Origin of the sequence: Pseudoalteromonas sp. BSi20652, assembly GCF_000239855.1 — a bacterium.
Classification (GTDB): Bacteria; Pseudomonadota; Gammaproteobacteria; order Enterobacterales; family Alteromonadaceae; genus Pseudoalteromonas.
The window spans coordinates 1-19,515 of sequence record NZ_BADT01000168.1 but is presented as its reverse complement, the minus strand read 5'-3'; the positions used below and the strand labels follow the sequence as shown (position 1 = coordinate 19,515).

Sequence of the window (19,515 nt, the reverse complement as noted above, 5' to 3'; positions counted from 1 at the left end):
CCATCATAAATTACTAAAAAATAATGTTTTTTGCTTATTTAAAGGGCGTGTTGATTAGTTTTTGTTCTTGAGGTGTTACCACTAAATAAGAGCCTTGTTCATACCAATCACCTAAAACAGTGCGTGTGAGCGCTTTACCGTTTGATGAATAGGTGTGCACATCAGGGCGGTGAGTATGACCATGAATCATATTAGTAACGTTATGTTTGGCAAAGGTGGCAAGTACAGCTTCATCGACAACGTCTAAAATTTCGATAGATTTATCAGCTTGGCTCAACTTACTTTTTTCTCGCGCATTACGGGCTATTTTTTTTCTGTACCAAAGCGGCATAGCAAGCATCAATTTTGGCCACCACCAACCACGGCTCTTTTTACGAAAGTTTTGATATTCAGTGTCTTGAGTGCACATTTCGTCGCCATGTAAAATAACGGTAGGCGTACCATATAAATCAATGACTGTTTGTTCATCAAGTAACGTCATTGCGGCCACGTCTGCATATTGCTTGCGCATAATGAAATCACGATTGCCGTGTATAAAATAAACAGGTGTGCCACCATCATTAACGGCGCTTAAATGTTTTGCTACATCGGCACTCAGTGCTGTAATGTAGTCATCTCCAACCCATACTTCAAAAAAATCTCCCAAAATATAAAGTGCGTCTACCTCTTTATTTAGTATATGTGTATTTAAAAAGTCAAAAAATGCAGCGCTAATGTCGGGGCGGTTTTCGCTTAGGTGTAAATCGGCAATAAAGTAAGTTTTGCGGGTCATAGGTAGTCTATTTTTTATTAAATAAAAGCGGGCTAATGCCCGCTTATATACTCACAATAGTGTAAGCAAATACTATTAGTTAACAGTAACGCTTTCGATGATCACATCTTCAAGAGGTACGTCTTGGTGAAAACCAGTACTACCTGTTGCAACTGCTTTGATCTTATTTACTACGTCCATGCCTTCAACTACTTCAGCAAAAACACAATATCCCCAGCCTTGCGATGTTTCGCTGCTGTGGTTTAAAAAGTCATTGTTGTTCACATTAATGAAAAACTGTGCTGTAGCTGAATGAGGATCAGGCGTACGCGCCATCGCTAAAGTGCCTACTTTATTAGATAGGCCGTTGTTAGCTTCATTCTGAATTGGGTCGTTTACTTCTTTTTGTTCCATACCTGGAACAAAACCACCGCCTTGAACCATAAAACCATCGATTACACGATGAAAGATGGTGCCGTTGAAAAAATCAGCATTTGCATACTCTAAAAAGTTTTTAACTGTGTTTGGAGCTTCTTGCTCAAACATTTTAATGGTGATGTCACCAAAATTAGTGTGTAGAACAACCATGTGTTTTCCTATATCCGGTTTAAATATTGGCGCTATTTTATCGTAGTTAGCTAAGATTAACAAAGTAGATGTTTGGTTTGTTATAAAGCGCTAGAGCAGGGGCTTTTCAAGTGGTAACATAACTGTTCAAGTAAATAGTCAAGGACTCAAGGTAAATGGTAAATATATACAACACACTCACGCGACAAAAAGAGCAATTTAAACCTATGGTCGAAGGAAAAATCGACATGTATGTGTGTGGTATCACCATTTATGATTACTGCCATATTGGACACGCCCGTACTTTTGTAGGTTTTGACGTTATTGTGCGCTACTTACGTCATATTGGTTACGATTTAAAATATGTACGTAACATTACCGATATTGACGATAAAATAATTAAACGTGCGAACGAAAATGGTGAGTCAATAAACGACTTAACGTCTCGCATGACTAAAGCGATGCATGAAGATTTTGATAGCCTAAATATGCTACGCCCAGATATTGAACCAACAGTTACAAGCCATATGGATGAAATTATCGTTATGGTTAAGCGCTTGATTGAAAAAGGCCATGCCTATGTCGCAGCTGATGGGGATGTTTTGTTTGATGTATCAACGTTTGAGCAATACGGTGCGCTTTCTCAGCAAGATTTAACTATGTTGCAATCAGGCTCTCGCGTTGAAGTAGCCCAAGATAAAGACGATCCACTTGATTTTGTGTTATGGAAAAAAGCAAAAGCGGGTGAGCCATCATGGTCATCACCTTGGGGGGAAGGGCGTCCGGGTTGGCATATTGAATGTTCGGCAATGAGCTCAAAACACTTAGGTGAGCATTTTGATATTCACGGTGGGGGGTCTGATTTACAGTTTCCACATCATGAAAACGAAATTGCCCAGTCGTGCTGTGCAAACAACGGCAAGTATGTAAATACGTGGATACATACTGGCATGGTTCAAGTAAACAAAGAAAAAATGTCTAAGTCGTTAGATAACTTCTTTACAGTGCGTGAAGTGTTAAAAGCATATGATGCGGAATCTGTTCGTTACTTTTTAATTTCAGGGCATTACCGTAGCCAATTAAATTACTCACAAGAAAATTTAGATCAAGCGCGTTCATCACTTGAACGCATTTATACAGCGCTTCGTGATGTTGAACCGGTAGAATGCGATTTAGAAGGCAATGAGTTTGTAGCTAAATTTAGAAAAGCAATGGATGACGACTTTAATACACCAGAAGCACTACCTGTGTTGTTCGAACTTGCTAAAGAGTTAAACCGCGTAAAAGATACTGAGGCAGATCAAGCTGGCAAGTTAGCGTTTATACTGCGTAGCCTTGGTGAAGTGTTAGGTGTTGCTCAACAAGCACCGGAAGCCTTTTTACAAGGCGGGCAAGATGACGACGAAGTTGCGATAATTGAAGCATTAATTGTGAAACGCAATGAATCACGTGCAAGTAAAAACTGGGCTGCTGCTGATGAAGCACGTGATGCGCTTAATGCGCTGGGTGTAATACTTGAAGATTCAGCCGGTAAAACAACGTGGCGTAAAGCGTAAGCGTTAAAAGTAATTCACGTTCAACTAAAAAGGGTTGCCAAATGGCAACCCTTTTTTGATTTTTTAACTGCTTAGCTGTGATATTTCTCACACGCTTCAAGTGTGTTTTCAATTAAGCTGGCAACCGTCATCGGGCCAACGCCACCTGGTACAGGTGTAATAAAATGCGCTTTTTGTTCAGCCACACTGTATTGAACATCACCGACTAATTTACCCGTATCTAAACGGTTAATGCCCACATCGATAACGATAGCGCCTTCTTTTATCCAATCTCCAGGTATAAATTCAGGTTTACCGACAGCCACAACTAATAAGTCAGCGCGGCGAACATGCGTTTCTAAGTCTTGAGTAAACTTATGGCACACAGTGGTAGTACAACCGGCTAATAAAAGCTCTAACGACATTGGACGGCCAACAATATTTGACGCGCCAACGACAACGGCATGCATTCCTTTATAACGTACACCCGTTGAATCAAGTAATGTAATAATACCTTTAGGCGTACATGGACGAAGCGCAGGCATACGCTGTGCTAATCGACCAATGTTGTATGGATGAAATCCATCCACATCTTTATGTGGAGTAATACGTTCTAAAATCTTTTCAGCATCAAGACCTTTTGGCAGTGGTAACTGCACTAAAATCCCATCCACTTCGGCATCATTATTTAACTCGTCAATTAAATCTAAAAGCGTTTGTTCTTTAGTGTCTATTGGTAAATCAAATGATTTAGAAATAAAACCTACTTCTTCACAGGCTTTTCGTTTTGAACCAACATAAACTTGGCTTGCTGGATCGAGTCCTACAAGCACTACTGCAAGACCTGGTGCACGTAAACCATTTGCTACACGTTCACTTACGCGTTCTGCTACAGCGCTACGTACTTGTTTTGCGATTGCCTTACCATCAATGATGTTTGCCGTCATGGGTGACCTTTAATTGGGGTTAATTAACTAGATACCGATACTTTAAAAACGAATGCATAATAAAATAGGGGTAATAATGCAAATAAAGAAAATCTATTCCTTATTTAACTCGTTTTTATGATTTATTTACTATTTTCGCAGAAAAGGACTAAAGCGCCAAGTTGCTTTTAAGTTATAACGTGTTTGATTACAGAAAGCTGCCTAAATACTAGGCTGGTTTTGTAATATTTAACCATTGTGAACTAAAAATGACCAGTTGATTGGTTTTCTTAAAAAAAACGTTTGACCTAACCCCGTCAAATCACTATTATGCACCCCGTTGTCAACGAGGTATCTCGTTAACAATAGTAAGCATCGGCGATTAGCGCAGTTTGGTAGCGCACTTGGTTTGGGTCCAAGGGGTCGCAGGTTCAAATCCTGCATCGCCGACCATTTTATATAATTTATTATACTTAATGGCTTACTGGTAAGCTATGAAGTTTTCGATGTGCCCATAGCTCAGCTGGATAGAGCAACGCCCTTCTAAGGCGTGGGTCGAAGGTTCGAATCCTTCTGGGCGCACCATTTGAAAACTTGTAAATATAGCGGTGATTGTAGCTCAGTTGGTAGAGCCCCGGATTGTGATTCCGGTTGTCGTGGGTTCGAGCCCCATCAGTCACCCCATTTACAACGAATATCGGCGATTAGCGCAGTTTGGTAGCGCACTTGGTTTGGGTCCAAGGGGTCGCAGGTTCAAATCCTGCATCGCCGACCATTTTCTTATCTAATAAGAACAATAAGTAAACTCCTCTAAGTTTTAAATCTAAATCTGTTAGCCTATAGTTCTATTAAATAATTTCTACTTTAATCCATTCAATGCCTAGTTAGCCTGTTTTTTATTCAGTTAGTCTCTATAGTCCCTTATCTAGTCCAAATAATTGCCCCCTATACTCGACTATCATAAATATTAGGTTATAATGCCGCGTCTATTGTTTAACATAGTGCCCGAAGGGCAAAGCAGCAATGGTATCTCATGGTAGCGACGGATGCTTTTAAGTGTGAAAAACCGCTTAAACTTTATCAAGACTCATGCAGATCACTTTGTTTGTAAAGGAAGGCGAACAGTCGCCAAAATTGAATATTGAGGTAAATCATGCAAGTTTCTGTTGAGACGACCCAAGGCCTTGAGCGCCGTATAACTATCACCGTTCCTTCAGAGAACGTTGAGACCGAAGTAAAAAAACGCCTACAACAACTGTCAAAAACACAGCGTATAGATGGTTTCCGTGCTGGTAAAGTTCCAGTATCTGTAATTAACAAGCGTTTTGGCCCTGCAGTTCGTCAAGAAGTTGCTGGCGAAGTAATGCAACGTAATTACATTGAAGCAATCGTTTCTGAAAAAATCAATCCAGCTGGCGCGCCTACATTCGCACCTAAATCACTTGAAGCAGGTAAAGATTTAGAATTCTCAGCAACGTTTGAAGTTTACCCTGAAGTTGAAGTTCAAGGTTTAGATAAAATTACTGTTGAGAAACCAGCGGTAACAGTGACTAACGAAGATTTAGCTAACATGCTAGAAACACTTCGTAAGCAACACGCAGCGTGGGCTGATGTTGATGCAGCTGCTGGCGAAAACGACCGTGTAACAGTTGATTTCGTAGGTACTATCGACGGTGAAGTATTTGAAGGCGGCAAAGCTGAAGACTTCCCATTAGAACTTGGCCAAGGTCGTATGATCCCAGGTTTTGAAGATAACATCGTAGGTAAAAAAGCAGGCGAAGAAGTCGTTGCTGATGTAACTTTCCCTGATGATTACCACGCTGAAAACTTAAAAGGTAAAGCGGCTCAATTCACTATCACAGTGAAAAAAGTTGAAGCGCAAGAATTACCAGAATTAAGCGAAGAGTTTGCAACTAAATTCGGTGTTACCGAAGGCGGCGTAGACGCGCTTAAAGAAGAAGTTAAAAAGAACATGACACGTGAGCTAGACCAAGCGGTTAAAGCAAGCGTTAAAGACCAAGCAATCAAAGGTCTTTTAGCTAACAACGAAATCGAAGTGCCTAAAGCACTTGTTGATCAAGAAGTTGATGCTTTACGTCAGCAAGCAGCTCAACGTTTTGGCGGCGACGCTCAAAACATGCCAGAGCTTCCAGCTGAATTGTTCCACGAGCAAGCTGTAACACGTGTTAAAACTGGCCTTTTATTAGGTGAAGTGATTAAAGCTAACGAGATTAAAGTTGATGACGCTAAAGTTGAAGCACTAATTGCTACAGTGGCATCTGCATACGAAGATCCAACTGAAGTAGTAGAATACTATAAAGGTAATGATCAACTTATGCAGCAAATGCGTAATGTAGCAATGGAAGAGCAAGCTGTTGAAGCTATTTTAGCTAAAGCAAATGTTTCTGACGTTGAAAAAGCATTTGATGACATCATGAATCCAAAGCAAGGCGCTTAATAAGTCATTGACTTAATCCCTCGCTAACGATTAAATGGCTCGTGCTACTCTGTTTATACAGCGTGCCCGGGCCATTTTAGTTTTTGGCTCTAAATTTGCGAAAAACGATAACTATGCTTCCTTATAATAAGGATAAGTATAAGCGCATAAGGAATTAAATAAGTATGAATACTGGTATTACAGATCCCCTAAATGCATTGGTCCCAATGGTTGTTGAACAAACACCAAAAGGCGAACGCTCGTATGATATTTATTCGAGATTGTTAAAAGAGCGTATTATCTTTTTAACAGGTCAAGTTGAAGACAACATGGCAAATCTGATCTTAGCGCAAATGCTATTTTTAGAATCAGAAAATCCTGATAAAGATATCTTTTTATACATCAACTCACCAGGTGGTTCAGTAACTGCGGGTATGGCTATTTACGACACAATGAACTTCATCAAGCCAGATGTAAGTACAATATGTGTTGGTCAAGCTGCAAGCATGGGTGCTTTTCTACTTACTGCTGGCGCTAAAGGTAAGCGTTTTTGCCTACCAAACTCACGAGTGATGATTCACCAACCATTAGGTGGTTTTCAAGGGCAAGCATCTGACTTTGAAATACACGCTAGAGAAATACTGTCAATTAAAGACAAATTAAATCGCTTAATGGCTGAACATACAGGTCAACCATTAGATATTATCTCTAAAGACACAGATCGTGATAACTTTATGAGTGCTTCGCAAGCTGTAGACTACGGCTTAGTAGACTCTGTGTTTACAAATCGCGACAAAAAGTAAGCGCTTGGTGAGCAGGATTGCCTGTTTGCCACTTTGAGTTACTATGCGAAAACCAATAAATTTTGGTATAGTTAAAGCGTATTGAAATAGCTGCCAATTAGTTTGGCAGCCAACGTAATAAAATGAGGTAGCTGAATGTCTGACACTCCTACAGACGGCGACAAAAGTAATAAATTGTTATACTGCTCTTTTTGTGGCAAAAGCCAACATGAAGTGCGTAAATTAATTGCAGGCCCTTCAGTATACGTTTGTGATGAATGTGTAGAGTTGTGTAACGATATAATCAGGGAAGAGATCAAAGACATTGCTCCTAAGCATGATACGTCTGACAAACTACCTGTACCAAAAGAAATTCGTAAACATTTAGACGATTATGTTATTGGTCAAGATCATGCTAAAAAAGTATTGTCTGTTGCCGTTTACAACCATTATAAACGCCTACGTAATCAATCGACTAAGCAAGACATTGAATTAAGTAAAAGTAATATTTTGCTTATCGGCCCAACAGGTAGTGGTAAAACATTACTCGCAGAAACGTTAGCACGCTTACTTGACGTGCCGTTCACTATGGCCGATGCCACTACATTAACCGAAGCCGGTTATGTCGGTGAAGATGTTGAAAACATCATTCAGAAGCTTTTACAAAAGTGCGATTACGATGTAGAAAAAGCGCAACGTGGCATTGTTTACATTGATGAAATTGACAAAATTTCTCGTAAATCAGATAACCCGTCAATTACGCGTGACGTATCAGGTGAAGGTGTGCAACAAGCATTACTTAAACTGATTGAAGGCACCGTTGCATCTGTTCCACCGCAAGGTGGTCGTAAACATCCACAACAAGAGTTTTTACAAGTAGATACATCTAAAATCTTGTTTATTTGTGGTGGTGCATTTTCAGGCCTAGATAAAGTAATTGAGCAACGCAGTCATAAAAATACCGGTATCGGTTTTGGTGTTAGCGTAAAAGAATCTGCGGCGAGCCGTTCTTTAAGTGAAACATTTAAAGACGTAGAGCCAGAAGATTTAGTTAAATACGGCTTAATTCCTGAGTTTATAGGTCGTTTGCCAGTAGTGGCTACGTTAACAGAACTTGACGAAGCAGCACTTGTACAAATTTTAAGTGAACCTAAAAATGCTATTACTAAACAGTTTTCAGTATTGTTTGGTATGGAAGACGTTGAACTTGAGTTTCGCGATGATGCCTTAGCTGCTATTGCCCACAAAGCAATGGAGCGTAAAACAGGTGCACGTGGTCTTCGTTCAATTGTTGAAGGTGTGCTATTAGATACGATGTACGAGCTTCCTTCAATGGACGATGTAAGCAAAGTGGTTATTGATGAAACCGTTATTAAAGGTGAGTCAGATCCAATCTTGATTTATGAAAACAATAAACAAGATAAAGCTGCATCAGAATAGTCTTTAAGTTATTTGAATAAAAAAACGACTCTTAGGCTCCTGTGCTAAATAATAAACCCCTCATTTTTATGTGGGGTTTTTTTCTGTTAAAACTATATTCGTGATTATTAGTTTATGCATCATTTTTCAGGCTAGGAACCAACCATAAAAAGTCTAAATCTATACCTCACTATTAAGCGTAGTTAACTGATAACACCAAATAAGTAATAGAGAGACCAGATTAATTCTGCTCACTCATGCGCTTGCTACATAAGTTTGTCAAACACAATTATTTCTAATTTGTGGTGTTTGAGTGAACATAACGTATCTTCGTTTTCACTATATGATACTAAAATTAAGTTCCTTTAAGCTCTTTATAAAATTCAGCTTTCAGGATTAGTTGAACCTGATATTTGTATAATTTTTTATGGAGGTATTAACATGCAAAATTCTACTTATCTAAATGCAACACAGACCAAACAAAAAGCAACACTCGCGCGGTTAGAGCGATTCAGTAAATTTACCGACAGTAACATTGGGCTACCTTTTACACGCTTTAAATTTGGGGTTGAAGCAATAATTGGTATTGTGCCAGTTATTGGTGATTTTGCAGGCTTACTTTTATCAAGCTATGTATTCTTTGAGGCTCAAAGGTTAGGGGTAAGTTGGCATATCAAATTTCGTATTTTACTTAATATAGCAATAGATTTTATAGGGGGATTGATCCCTGTATTTGGTGATATTTTTGATGCCTTTTTTAAAGCAAATACGCGCAACATCCTTTTATTAAAAAATTACATAGCTAAGCAGTTAAAGGCAAAGGGCATTGAAAACTAAAATAACTTATTAACATCAAAGTATTGATGAGTTATTGCTCACTTGTAGGTATATTAAGTTTATCTACACATTGAGAGTTTAAAATGCATTTATTTATTGGAAACAAAAATTACTCAAGTTGGTCGCTTCGCGCTTGGTATTTAATGAGTAAATTTAATATACAGTTTGAAGAAACTCAGCTCGTACTTGATACGGCCCACTTTTACGACGAACTGAAAAAGCATTTTACAGTGCAAAAAGTACCTGCACTTATTGATGATGATTTAGCTGTTTGGGACTCATTAGCGATTTGTGAATACATAAGTGATGCTTACTTATCGGGCGCTGGGTGGCCAAAGAATATAGCTCATCGAGCTAAAGCACGTGCATTAAGCGCCGAAATGCATTCAGGCTTTATGGCACTGCGCAGCGAAATGCCAATGAATATTCGCGCTACACGCGTACTTACACTGTCTGACGCAGCGAAAAAAGACATTGCCCGCATTGATGAAATATTTAGCCAACAACAAATTATTTACCCCAAAGAATGGTTATTTGGTGAATTTAGTATTGTTGATGCTATGTATGCGCCTATCGTTTTGCGTTTAAAAACTTACCAAGTTAATTTGTCTGATCAAGCTAATCGATACAGTGAGCATGTTATGAGTTGCTCAGTGTTACAAAATTGGATTACACAAGCGTTAACCGAAAGCGATATTGTAGAGTGTGATGAAGCAGGAACGCCTGCATAATTAGTGCTTTTACACTGTATGTTTTTAGCATTAAAGTCATAAATTAAAAATAGCCAGTTCATTTATCTAAACTACCCAAAGTATGGCAACAAACCGATAACTACCAATATCTCAGTAACAATAGAAGCGATAAAGAGTAGGCACTGGTGTTACTTGAGCCTTAAATATTTCTCTAATACGGTAATATTGGCTGAGATAAAAAAGCAAAGCTATGCTATTTATCCTTGGTTACTTTATATTGATATTGAGTAGCAGTATGGGATTTGCTCTAAGGCATTCATCTTTTGGCCAAAGGGCAGTATATTGGTTTGAAATACGAGGGCGTGTTGACCTTTCAGGATTAAAGTTTGTTCGATCTAGGGACTATTTAATCGCGGCGCGAGATTTATAACCTAGTGGGCTCGGTAACTTCTCCTGCGTTACACTACTGGCTTACATCCATGTTGGCAATAAAGATTAAATTGCCCCTAGGCAAACCCCTTCGGGTAGCGCGTGTTTGGCATTTATACGTCGTTATCGTTTATTTATGGGGAGCAACCAAACTACATAGACTCTGCCTTGCCTAAAAGCCAAACACATTGCTACAAACTTAACCTCGAAAGGTCAACACGCCCAGAGCTTTTGGGTCGATTCGCACTGTACTGATTGTTTTGAATGTCGTCGGTATGTTTGACATATACTCTCTTCGTAAACGTTACGATATGTTAGTTAGCTTAACTAATAAAGCCCAAGTGAAAAAGCTGAACGCAAGCAGCTTGCAAATACGCTTTACTGTTTAAGTATTATTAAAAATATCAATATAGTGAAAGATTACTCTGCTTATATTTTCCTACCACGCCTTATTTTTACTTTAGCTGTAAAAGCCCGTACAATTCGTCTCGTTTTTAGTGCGCAAAATAGCGCTGTAACCGAGGCGAATTAACCCAATTTTATGCATCAAATAGCAGATCTAATTTCAATTTTTGCACACACTTTTTATCAAAGTCATAATACACGATTGATAAAAGGCGATTGCGAACCTGTGTATCTTCCTGCAACAAAGCATGTGTCATATCACCAGGTTGTATTTGCGCATGGTTTTTATGCAAGTGCATTACATGAGGTTGCACACTGGCTGGTGGCCGGTGATGAACGTCGATTATTAGAAGATTATGGATATTGGTACTGCCCAGATGGGCGCGACAAACAAAAACAAGCTGAGTTTGAAAACGTAGAAGTAAAGCCTCAAGCTATAGAGTGGTTATTAAGCGCTGCAGCAGGGTTTACTTTTAATGTGTCGGTGGATAACTTAAACGGCGAGCAATCATGTCGATTTGACTTTCAGCAGCGAGTACATACACGTGTATTATCGGTTATCGAAAATGGCTTTAACTCTCGTACAGAGTCACTTTTAAAAGCACTCTCTGATTTTTATAATACACCTTGGCCATTAACAGCGCAGCAATTTAATTGGCAACATTCGAAGGAGCTTTGTAATGGCGTTTAGATTAGGTTTAATTGTAAACCCAGTAGCGGGTTTAGGCGGAACAGTTGCTTTAAAAGGCAGTGATGGCGAACACACAGCCGCTAAAGCAATCGAATTAGGTGCAGAACCAAAAGCAAATAGCCGCACAAAGGCAGCGCTTGAAGTGCTATTGCCTTATAAAGAGCGCTTAGCTATTTATACTGTTAACGGTGACATGGGTGAGCAAACAGCAAAAGCTTTGGGCTTTAATGTGGAGGTTGTATATAACACTGCAGTAATAACGACCCCAGATGACACAGAACAAGCAGCAAAAACACTTAAAGGCTTAGGCGTTGATTTAGTTTTATTTGCTGGAGGCGATGGTACAGCGCGTAATATTTGCCATGCAATAGAGGATACCGTTCCCGTACTTGGCATTCCTGCAGGCTGTAAAATTCACTCTGGCGTTTACGCTATTACACCTAAAGCTGCAGGGCGCGTAGTCGAAATGCTGGTTAAGGGGGAGTTAGTTACCTTGGCTGATGCAGATGTAATGGATATAGATGAAGATGCCTTTAGACAAGGCACGGTAAAAGCAAAACGTTACGGCGAAATGCAAACCCCAAGCGAAGTACGCTATATGCAAGCGGTTAAAAATGGCGGTAAAGAAACCGACGAATTAGTACTCGCTGATATTGCAGCGCATGTTGTATCGCAAATGGATGAAGACACATTTTATATTATGGGTAGTGGCTCAACGGTTGAAGCCATAATGGAAGAAATGGGACTTGAGAATACGTTGCTTGGCGTTGATTTAATAAAAGATCAAACCTTAGTTGCCCAAGATTTAACGGCTGCGCAATTACTTGAGCTTACACATGAACAAAGTACTAAGTTAGTCATTACGCTCATTGGCGGGCAAGGGCATATATTTGGCCGCGGTAACCAGCAATTGAGTCCTGTGCTTATACGCGCAATTGGCAAAGAAAATATCATTGTAGTAGCAACAAAAACAAAGCTACAAGCGCTTAACGGTCGGCCCCTTATTTGTGATACAGGCGACGGCGAATTAGATGATGAATTAACCGGTTATGTGAAAGTAACCACCGGATTTAACGACCATATTATGTATGCAGTAGGGCACCCAAACATTGAAAATACAGGTGCTTTGCAAAACCAGGAGATTAATAAATGAGTTTAGTGAACTATATCGATGCAGCCCAACAGTACTTCGATGATTTAGTAATAAAAGCAACTGACGATGAGTTATTTGCAGGCGGCTATTTACGAGGTCATTTTGATCTTGCAGTCGGCTATGCCGAAGTAGAAAAGCTGACAATTAGTATAGATGAGCTAAACGAAACTGTAGAGCAAAGCTTAGTTAAAGCATATCACAACGGCGAGCTTAACGAAGAAGATAAGACATTAGTTGCACGCTTGTGGGAAGAAGTTAAAGCACTCACTTAGTAACTCTTTTGAATAAAATAAAAACACGATCAGCTCAGTGCACTCGTGTTTTTTTGTGCTCATAAAATAGGTTATTACGTTGATTCTACTTTTAAAATAAATTTTAGACACAAAAAAACCTTGCTCACTTACGTGGCAAGGTTTTTTATTAAAGAAGCGTTGCTTATTTCGGCGTTGTAAAGCTTACTGGGCGACGTTCTTTGCGAGGACCGCTGCGCTTATCACCGCGTGCACTGTCATCTTTATTAAAGCTGCGTTTCTTATCACCAGCTGGACGCTCAGAGCGCTCAGCACGTGGTTCAGCAGGGCCTTGATCTTGTGTAATTGTTAAGCCCATAGGGCGTTTACAAATAAACACTTTTTGGAAATGATCAAGTACATCTTTAGGCATGTTTTGCGGCAACTGAACCGTACTGTGGTTATCGTGTAAACGAATATCACCAATAAACTTGCTTGAGATGTCAGCTTCGTTAGCAATAGCGCCAACAATGTTTTTAACCTGAACACCGTGTTCACGACCTACTTCGATACGGTAAGTATCCATAGGGCCTGCATCACGGCTGTTACGTTCGCGAGGTTTACGCTCAGCGCGTTCGCCACCACGTTCGCCACCACGTTCGTTACGACGTCCACGGTCACCGCGATCGTTACGGTCACGAGGGCTGCGATCATTACGTTCGTTACGTTCGCGAGGTTGAATCTTAACTTCTTCAACTTTTATTGGTGACTGTTGTTGTGCTAAACACAGTAACGCACCCGCTAAGCTTTCAAGTGGAAGGTCAAGTTTTTCAGCCATGTTAGTAGCCACATCGTTAAAGAACGTAATGTCTTTGTTTTCAAGCGCAATAGATAACTTTGCTTGTAACGCTTCGATACGTTTTTCTTCAACAATTTTTGCAGTTGGCAATTCAACTTGCGCAATTTCAGATTTCGTATGACGAATGATATTTTTAAGTAAATAACGTTCGTTATGTTTTACGAATAAAATTGCTTTACCAGTACGACCAGCACGACCTGTACGGCCGATACGGTGAACGTAGGCTTCAGAATCTTGTGGAATGTCGTAGTTGATTACAAGGCTTAAACGGTCAACATCTAGACCACGTGCTGCTACGTCTGTTGCAATAACAACATTAAGCATGCCGCTTTTTAAGCGTTCTACAGTGCGTTCACGTGCTTGCTGGTTCATATCACCGTTAAGTGGAGCAGCAGAGAAACCTTCGCGCTCTAATAGTTCAGCAAGTTGTACTGTATCGTTACGCGTACGTACGAAAACAATGGCACCTTCATATTGTTCTGCTTCTAAAAAGCGAACAATTGCTTTATTTTTATGTACGCTTGCATTCCAAAATACTTGCTCAACAGATGATACTGTAGAGTTGCGCGCTGAAATATGAACCTGTTCAGGGTTATTCATATAACGGCTGCTGATGTTTTGAATTTGCTTAGGCATAGTCGCAGAGAAAAGGCATGTTTGCTTTTCACGCGGCGTTTTTTCCATGATGCTTTCTACATCATCGATAAAGCCCATACGTAACATTTCATCGGCTTCATCAAGTACAAGTGCTTGTAGCGCATCGAACTTGATAGTACCACGGTTAATGTGGTCGATTAAACGACCTGGTGTTGCAACAATAACCTGTGCGCCACGACGAAGTGCGCTTAATTGGATGCTGTAGCTTTGGCCACCATAAAGTGCCAATACTTCAACACCACGAATATGTTTAGAAAATTGTTCGAACGCCTCAGCAACTTGGATTGCAAGTTCGCGTGTAGGTGCAAGTACAAGTATCTGTGGCTGTTTTACAGATGGATCAATATTATTTAATAATGGCAGTGCGAATGCTGCGGTTTTACCTGTACCCGTTTGAGCTAGTCCCAGTACGTCCTTTCTTTCTAGCAATAACGGTATACATTGAGCTTGGATTTCAGATGGTGTCTTGTAACCCAACTCTTCAACTGCCTTCAAAATTGCAGGAGAAAGATTTAGAGATTCAAACGTGACTGGTTCTGACATTAATACGCCTCAACGAATTTAAAGAGGCGCGCATTATATAGGATTCACGATGCAAATGCTTGTATAAATTACAACTAATTTGTATGTATTTGATGTTGATTGAAATTTAACCAGTTTAATTATGTGGTTATTAAACTGGTTAACATATTAGATACAGAACTTATTAAGAGTTATTTATAAAGGCCTAGGTTTTCTTTTGCATAAGCTTCAAATTCTGTAAATCCACCAATGTGGTTTTGGTCAATAAAAATTTGTGGGACTGTCGGGCAAGGTTTGCCGGCTGACTTTTCAAGATCAACTTTACTGATGCCTTCTTTGATGATGTCGATATATCGAAATTTAAAGTCATCACGCTCATTAGCCAGTTGCTCTGCTACATCTTTTGCACGCACACAAAATGGACAGCCTTCACGACCAAAAATTACTGTAAGCATAGTATTCTCCTTTATTTGAATAAATTTAGTTTAAATGATTAAAAAATATTTTAAAGCGCAAAAAACCGATTATGTTGTTCTATTTATATGATGCAGAGCATGTGTAAAGCGAGGATTAAATATAACGTCATCTTCCACAATCTAACTGTAATGCATAACTGATTTGAGTCGCCCATTGAACGCGAATAAATTTGTAATATTAAATTTTTACGTAATAAGTTGGAAATGCGCTTACTTTATAATCTGTTAAAATTCTTATTCTTCACATGACTCATACGGAGAAGTTTACATCGTTGATAAATTGAGTGGCCTATATTTAATTTATAACTAAAGCGATAACAATTTCAATTATATCAGAACCTTAAATAATATTTTGTCAATTGGGCTTTTTTAGTACTGAGCTGTGCAATACTCGCTTTTTTTAGCCTGTTAATTCATAAGTGGTAAATTTAAAATAGGGCGCTGGTGCATCATTTATCTAAAATAAATTACACTAATACAAAGTACTCACTAGGTAAAGACTCGCATTGCTAAGCTTACATTTATTGATGCGCTCGTATTATTTACACCTATTTTCCTTCGTTTTGTAAGCTTGATTACATTTCTGCGGTTGAATTTTTAAGTTTAACCCTAAACTCTATTATGTAAACCGGCCAATTAGATTATTTAACTTTTTAAAGGACAACATGATTATGAGTAATAACTTACAACCTGCAATGAAAATGCCTTCACTAAGAGTTAAAGATAGTGAAAATAACAACGCTGACATTACTGTTAGACAAACCGATTTACCCTGGAAGATGATTGTTATTTATCGCGGTAAGCATTGTCCATTGTGTACTAAGCAACTAAATGCACTAGCAAAAATGAAAGATCAATTTACCGATGCAGGTGTTGAACTTGCGGCCTTAAGCGGTGACAGTCATGCGCAATTAACTGAGCACTTAAAAGACTTAGATGTAAATTTTCCACTATTTAGCGGTTTATCGCTAATTCAAATGACGGATTTGGGTTTATATATTAGCGAGCCTCGCAATGAAAATGAAACCGACCATCCATTTGCTGAGCCAGCTATTTTGATTGTTAATGAGCAAGACCAAATTCAAATTGTTGATAAATCAAATGCGCCATTTTCAAGACCAGATTTAAACGATTTACTTTCGGGTATTAAGTTTGTCCGTGAAAACGATTATCCAATTCGAGGTACATTAACGGAATAACTCATTAGGCACGCATTGATTATGCGTGTCTAATATTTTTAAATTATTTACTTGAAAATAATTTTACCGTGCATATATAGATTAGTAGGACGCCTGATGGGTCCTAGATTAAACTTAAAAACTTAATTTTATATTAAAATTATATTATCAATTAAACTTTGCTTGAGCTTGTTCAATAGAAAGGTTCATGCAAAATATCGCTTAAATATGAGGATATTATTATGCGTACAGTAGACTTATCACCACTTTATCGTTCATTTATCGGTTTCGAACATTTAGCATCACTTATGGATGCGGCAGCGAGTTCAGACAAGCAGCCAAGTTTTCCTCCCTACAATATAGAAGCACTCGATAAAGACAAATACAGAATCACTATGGCTGTTGCTGGCTTTAGCGATAACGAATTGACTATAGAGTCAGAAAACAACACATTAAAAGTTGCAGGCATCAAAGCTAACAAAGATGGAAATAATGAACGTAAGTTTATTCATCAAGGTATAGCAGAGCGTAACTTTGAGCGTAAATTCCAACTTGGAGATCATGTAAAAGTACTTGGTGCCGATTTAGCTAATGGCTTATTGAGCATAGAGTTACAGCGTGAAATCCCAGACGCACTTAAACCACGTAAAATTGAAATTGGTAGTGGTAATTTGCTCGAAGGTAAATAAAGTTTAACCATTAGTTTCCCCTGATTATTTAGCCGCCTCATTTGAGGCGGTTTTTTTAAAGGGACTCTAAGTTATTAAGGTAGTCAGTTGCTTGTTGAATAGTTTGCTCTTGAAGAGTTTTATTTTGCTTATCCCAATTTCTATACACCATACCTATACGGGGATTTTTTTCTAGTCTCCCCCTATGCCTATCCATAAAGTGCCAGTAAAGACTATTTAATGGACACGCATTACCTCCCACTTTTTGTTTAACATCGTATTGGCAGTTTTTACAGTAGTCGCTCATTTTATTAACGTAGTTACCACTTGCTGCGTAAGGCTTAGTTGCAATAATCCCATCGTCTGCGAATTGACTCATGCCGCGTGTATTAGGCATTTCTACCCATTCAATGGCATCAATATATACACCTAAGTACCAACCATCGACTTCATCTGGATCTATCGCACTAAGCAAGCAAAAGTTACCAATAATCATTAAGCGTTGAATATGGTGAGCGTAAGCAGTTTCTAGGCTTTGTTTAAGCGAATGACTCAAGCAATTCATTTTTGTTTCACCATTCCAAAAATATTTAGGAAGCTTGTTACTGGCTTTTAATTGGTTTTTAGTCGCGTAGTCGGGCATATTAACCCAATAAACAGCACGTACGTATTCTCGCCACCCGAGTATTTGTCGGGTAAATCCTTCAACTTGCGACAGTGAAATTTCATCCGATCTTTGCTCAAATTCGCTTATTACGCGTTTTATAACATATAGTGGGTGAAGCAGTTTTGTATTCAACGCAAAGGAAAGGCGGCTATGATACAAGCTCGTGTTGTCATTGCTTTGATCTGTCATCGCATCTTGAAACTTTCCAAAATTGACTAGTAGATGCTTACAAAAATATTCTAGAGACTCAATGGCTTGCTTACGGGTTGTTGACCACTCAAGTGCGTGTTGATCAATTTCACCAAAATAAGCGATGTTGTGTTTTTTCAATCGAGAAACAATGCTACTTACATCGTTTTTAAATAGTTTAGGTGCAGGAATATTGCTTAAATCTTGTTTAGAAAACTTATTACGATTATTGCTATCGAAGTTCCACTTTTCCCCTAATGGCTTATCGCCCTCCATTAGTAGATTGTATTGTTTACGCATAGCACGGTAAAAATGCTCCATAGTGACGTGCTTATCTTTTTTGAAACGTTTTTGTATATCGGAGAACGGTAATAAAAAATGTTCTGAATCAGTTGCAGTAACGTTAAATGAGCTGGCATTTTTAAAATCAGCGAGTTGAGACTTTAATCTGTACTCGTCGGGGTATTGATATTCAATGTTGGAACAGCGAAACTCAGTGGCTATTCTGCTTAGCAGTTCAGGTAAGTTTTTATCATGTTGCGTCTCGTCTAGTGTTAAATGTAAAACATTAAATCCTGCTGTTGTTAACGCTGCAGCAAATTTTTCCATCGCATTAAAAAAGGCGCATAGTTTTTGAATATGATGTGTAACGTAATCGGTTTCTTGTTTTAATTCAGCAATGAGATATAGCGTGTCATCGTCTTTTTGTTTAAACCATGAATGAGAAGGGTTGAGTTGATCGCCTAGAATAAACTTAAGCGTTTTGTAATTTTTCATAAGAAAGCCAAAAATAAAAATTTATACGTGTATGTATAACGAGTAGATCGTTTCTTTAACAAGGAGGTCGTTAAGCATAGAGAAGTAAATATCCGAATAAATTTAATATTATTAAATGACGTAAAGCAAAAGCTTATTTACTTAAATAGACTGCTAAACACCTTTATTAAACATCACCTAAGCGCTTTTGATTTACTCGTTGCTCAAACGAAATAACGTTAGAAATATTAAAAAGCTTATTGTTTGCAAAGTTTTCAAAAAATTTCAAAACATCTAACCACGCATTCTGCCTTTCTTTATTAAATAAACGTCCAAGGTGTTCTTCTAAAGTGCTATAAAAAGCATCGCATAATATTTTTATATCAGCTTGATGAACATTTCGTTTAGTTAAAAATTGTAAGTGATGGGCTAAGAAAGGAGCAACAGACGATGGATTATCAATGTTTTTAATTATGCGCTCTAAAATACAGTATAAAGTATAACTTTTTTCGTTAAATTGCGCCGCTGATAAAGGCTCCATTATTATATTGGATTCAGCTAATTTATTATGAAAGCGAGCAGTAAATGCATGAAAATTAGGTTTTATAATACTAAGGCTTTTTAAAAGTATAGGTTGGTGTGGGTTCAATAAAATGCCTCATACATTAAGACTTAAATTTATTTTTATA

The 19,515-nt window shown here is 38.5% G+C and carries 18 protein-coding genes and 4 tRNA genes; 15 read left to right on the top strand and 7 right to left on the bottom strand.

The genetic code is table 11. From position 1 onward, the window contains the following. Positions 1–34 precede the first annotated feature (34 nt). Entirely contained in the window at positions 35–772 is a 738-nt protein-coding gene (locus P20652_RS05480) for a UDP-2,3-diacylglucosamine diphosphatase (protein WP_008170532.1), read from the bottom strand. Positions 773–847: 75 nt separating this feature from the next. After that, positions 848–1,339, bottom strand: coding sequence for a peptidylprolyl isomerase (locus P20652_RS05485; RefSeq protein WP_007580931.1), 492 nt, complete (start codon positions 1,337–1,339; stop codon positions 848–850). A gap of 155 nt (positions 1,340–1,494) precedes the next feature. Here P20652_RS05485 and cysS point away from each other — a divergent pair, with 155 nt between their 5' ends. Continuing rightward, positions 1,495–2,874, top strand: a complete 1,380-nt coding sequence (cysS, locus tag P20652_RS05490) for a cysteine--tRNA ligase (RefSeq protein WP_008170529.1) — start codon at positions 1,495–1,497, stop codon at positions 2,872–2,874. A gap of 71 nt (positions 2,875–2,945) precedes the next feature. Here cysS and folD read toward each other — a convergent pair whose 3' ends face one another. Further along, complete coding sequence (folD, locus tag P20652_RS05495) at positions 2,946–3,800, bottom strand: bifunctional methylenetetrahydrofolate dehydrogenase/methenyltetrahydrofolate cyclohydrolase FolD (RefSeq protein ID WP_008170527.1); 855 nt, start codon at positions 3,798–3,800, stop codon at positions 2,946–2,948. 355 nt (positions 3,801–4,155) lie between these two features. Here folD and P20652_RS05500 point away from each other — a divergent pair. The 12 genes from P20652_RS05500 to P20652_RS05555 all read left to right on the top strand — a co-directional run bounded on the left by P20652_RS05500 (position 4,156) and on the right by P20652_RS05555 (position 12,896). Further along, positions 4,156–4,232: transfer RNA gene (locus tag P20652_RS05500), tRNA-Pro, on the top strand. A 55-nt stretch (positions 4,233–4,287) separates the two neighbouring features. Next, a tRNA-Arg gene (locus tag P20652_RS05505) sits at positions 4,288–4,364 on the top strand. 23 nt (positions 4,365–4,387) lie between these two features. Further along, positions 4,388–4,463, top strand: a tRNA-His gene (locus P20652_RS05510). 14 nt (positions 4,464–4,477) lie between these two features. Further along, positions 4,478–4,554, top strand: a tRNA-Pro gene (locus P20652_RS05515). A 378-nt stretch (positions 4,555–4,932) separates the two neighbouring features. Further along, a complete protein-coding gene (gene tig, locus P20652_RS05520; RefSeq protein WP_008170526.1) occupies positions 4,933–6,237 on the top strand; it encodes a trigger factor in 1,305 nt (434 codons plus the stop codon). A 164-nt stretch (positions 6,238–6,401) separates the two neighbouring features. After that, the gene (gene clpP, locus P20652_RS05525) at positions 6,402–7,019 is read left to right on the top strand and encodes an ATP-dependent Clp endopeptidase proteolytic subunit ClpP (RefSeq protein WP_008170523.1); all 618 of its coding nucleotides are present in this window, start codon (positions 6,402–6,404) and stop codon (positions 7,017–7,019) included. 135 nt (positions 7,020–7,154) lie between these two features. Further along, on the top strand, positions 7,155–8,438 hold the full coding sequence (gene clpX, locus P20652_RS05530; protein WP_002958344.1) for an ATP-dependent protease ATP-binding subunit ClpX: 1,284 nt from the start codon (positions 7,155–7,157) through the stop codon (positions 8,436–8,438). A gap of 420 nt (positions 8,439–8,858) precedes the next feature. Continuing rightward, a complete protein-coding gene (locus P20652_RS05535; RefSeq protein ID WP_008170519.1) occupies positions 8,859–9,254 on the top strand; it encodes a DUF4112 domain-containing protein in 396 nt (131 codons plus the stop codon). 83 nt (positions 9,255–9,337) lie between these two features. Continuing rightward, positions 9,338–9,985, top strand: a complete 648-nt coding sequence (locus P20652_RS05540) for a glutathione S-transferase family protein (protein WP_008170517.1) — start codon at positions 9,338–9,340, stop codon at positions 9,983–9,985. Positions 9,986–10,916: 931 nt separating this feature from the next. Next, on the top strand, positions 10,917–11,471 hold the full coding sequence (locus tag P20652_RS05545; protein WP_033017701.1) for an elongation factor P hydroxylase: 555 nt from the start codon (positions 10,917–10,919) through the stop codon (positions 11,469–11,471). After that, a complete protein-coding gene (locus tag P20652_RS05550) occupies positions 11,461–12,624 on the top strand; it encodes an ATP-NAD kinase family protein (protein WP_008170507.1) in 1,164 nt (387 codons plus the stop codon). The genes P20652_RS05545 and P20652_RS05550 overlap by 11 nt, the downstream gene beginning before the upstream one ends. Beyond that, the gene (locus P20652_RS05555; RefSeq protein ID WP_008170506.1) at positions 12,621–12,896 is read left to right on the top strand and encodes a YfcL family protein; all 276 of its coding nucleotides are present in this window, start codon (positions 12,621–12,623) and stop codon (positions 12,894–12,896) included. The genes P20652_RS05550 and P20652_RS05555 overlap by 4 nt, the downstream gene beginning before the upstream one ends. A 163-nt stretch (positions 12,897–13,059) precedes the next feature. Here the strand turns inward: P20652_RS05555 and P20652_RS05560 are convergent, their stop codons facing one another. Further along, entirely contained in the window at positions 13,060–14,913 is a 1,854-nt protein-coding gene (locus P20652_RS05560) for a DEAD/DEAH box helicase (protein WP_008170504.1), read from the bottom strand. Positions 14,914–15,083: 170 nt separating this feature from the next. Then, on the bottom strand, positions 15,084–15,347 hold the full coding sequence (locus tag P20652_RS05565; RefSeq protein WP_008170502.1) for a GrxA family glutaredoxin: 264 nt from the start codon (positions 15,345–15,347) through the stop codon (positions 15,084–15,086). Between the two features lie 692 nt (positions 15,348–16,039). Here P20652_RS05565 and P20652_RS05570 point away from each other — a divergent pair. Both P20652_RS05570 and P20652_RS05575 read left to right on the top strand, forming a co-directional pair. Then, positions 16,040–16,567 carry a redoxin domain-containing protein gene (locus P20652_RS05570; protein WP_008170499.1) on the top strand — a complete coding sequence of 176 codons (528 nt, stop codon included), beginning with the start codon at positions 16,040–16,042 and terminating at the stop codon, positions 16,565–16,567. 221 nt (positions 16,568–16,788) lie between these two features. Next, entirely contained in the window at positions 16,789–17,235 is a 447-nt protein-coding gene (locus P20652_RS05575; RefSeq protein WP_008170497.1) for an Hsp20 family protein, read from the top strand. Positions 17,236–17,290: 55 nt separating this feature from the next. On the opposite strand, the gene P20652_RS05580 is transcribed toward P20652_RS05575, so the two are convergent. Both P20652_RS05580 and P20652_RS05585 read right to left on the bottom strand, forming a co-directional pair. Next, on the bottom strand, positions 17,291–18,847 hold the full coding sequence (locus tag P20652_RS05580) for a cryptochrome/photolyase family protein (RefSeq protein ID WP_008170495.1): 1,557 nt from the start codon (positions 18,845–18,847) through the stop codon (positions 17,291–17,293). Between the two features lie 166 nt (positions 18,848–19,013). After that, positions 19,014–19,475, bottom strand: a complete 462-nt coding sequence (locus P20652_RS05585) for a globin (protein WP_008170493.1) — start codon at positions 19,473–19,475, stop codon at positions 19,014–19,016. Between the last annotated feature and the right edge of the window lie 40 nt (positions 19,476–19,515).

What these genes read in the sequence shown, in the direction of transcription:
- cysS (WP_008170529.1), top strand. Translation starts at nt 1,495, where the DNA reads ATGGTAAATATATACAACACACTCACGCGACAAAAAGAGCAATTTAAA.
- P20652_RS05575 (WP_008170497.1), top strand. Translation starts at nt 16,789, where the DNA reads ATGCGTACAGTAGACTTATCACCACTTTATCGTTCATTTATCGGTTTC.
- P20652_RS05535 (WP_008170519.1), top strand. Translation starts at nt 8,859, where the DNA reads ATGCAAAATTCTACTTATCTAAATGCAACACAGACCAAACAAAAAGCA.
- P20652_RS05560 (WP_008170504.1), bottom strand. Translation starts at nt 14,913, where the DNA reads ATGTCAGAACCAGTCACGTTTGAATCTCTAAATCTTTCTCCTGCAATT.
- clpX (WP_002958344.1), top strand. Translation starts at nt 7,155, where the DNA reads ATGTCTGACACTCCTACAGACGGCGACAAAAGTAATAAATTGTTATAC.
- clpP (WP_008170523.1), top strand. Translation starts at nt 6,402, where the DNA reads ATGAATACTGGTATTACAGATCCCCTAAATGCATTGGTCCCAATGGTT.
- folD (WP_008170527.1), bottom strand. Translation starts at nt 3,800, where the DNA reads ATGACGGCAAACATCATTGATGGTAAGGCAATCGCAAAACAAGTACGT.
- P20652_RS05480 (WP_008170532.1), bottom strand. Translation starts at nt 772, where the DNA reads ATGACCCGCAAAACTTACTTTATTGCCGATTTACACCTAAGCGAAAAC.
- P20652_RS05555 (WP_008170506.1), top strand. Translation starts at nt 12,621, where the DNA reads ATGAGTTTAGTGAACTATATCGATGCAGCCCAACAGTACTTCGATGAT.
- P20652_RS05540 (WP_008170517.1), top strand. Translation starts at nt 9,338, where the DNA reads ATGCATTTATTTATTGGAAACAAAAATTACTCAAGTTGGTCGCTTCGC.
- P20652_RS05550 (WP_008170507.1), top strand. Translation starts at nt 11,461, where the DNA reads ATGGCGTTTAGATTAGGTTTAATTGTAAACCCAGTAGCGGGTTTAGGC.
- P20652_RS05570 (WP_008170499.1), top strand. Translation starts at nt 16,040, where the DNA reads ATGAGTAATAACTTACAACCTGCAATGAAAATGCCTTCACTAAGAGTT.
- P20652_RS05485 (WP_007580931.1), bottom strand. Translation starts at nt 1,339, where the DNA reads ATGGTTGTTCTACACACTAATTTTGGTGACATCACCATTAAAATGTTT.
- tig (WP_008170526.1), top strand. Translation starts at nt 4,933, where the DNA reads ATGCAAGTTTCTGTTGAGACGACCCAAGGCCTTGAGCGCCGTATAACT.
- P20652_RS05545 (WP_033017701.1), top strand. Translation starts at nt 10,917, where the DNA reads ATGCATCAAATAGCAGATCTAATTTCAATTTTTGCACACACTTTTTAT.
- P20652_RS05580 (WP_008170495.1), bottom strand. Translation starts at nt 18,847, where the DNA reads ATGAAAAATTACAAAACGCTTAAGTTTATTCTAGGCGATCAACTCAAC.
- P20652_RS05565 (WP_008170502.1), bottom strand. Translation starts at nt 15,347, where the DNA reads ATGCTTACAGTAATTTTTGGTCGTGAAGGCTGTCCATTTTGTGTGCGT.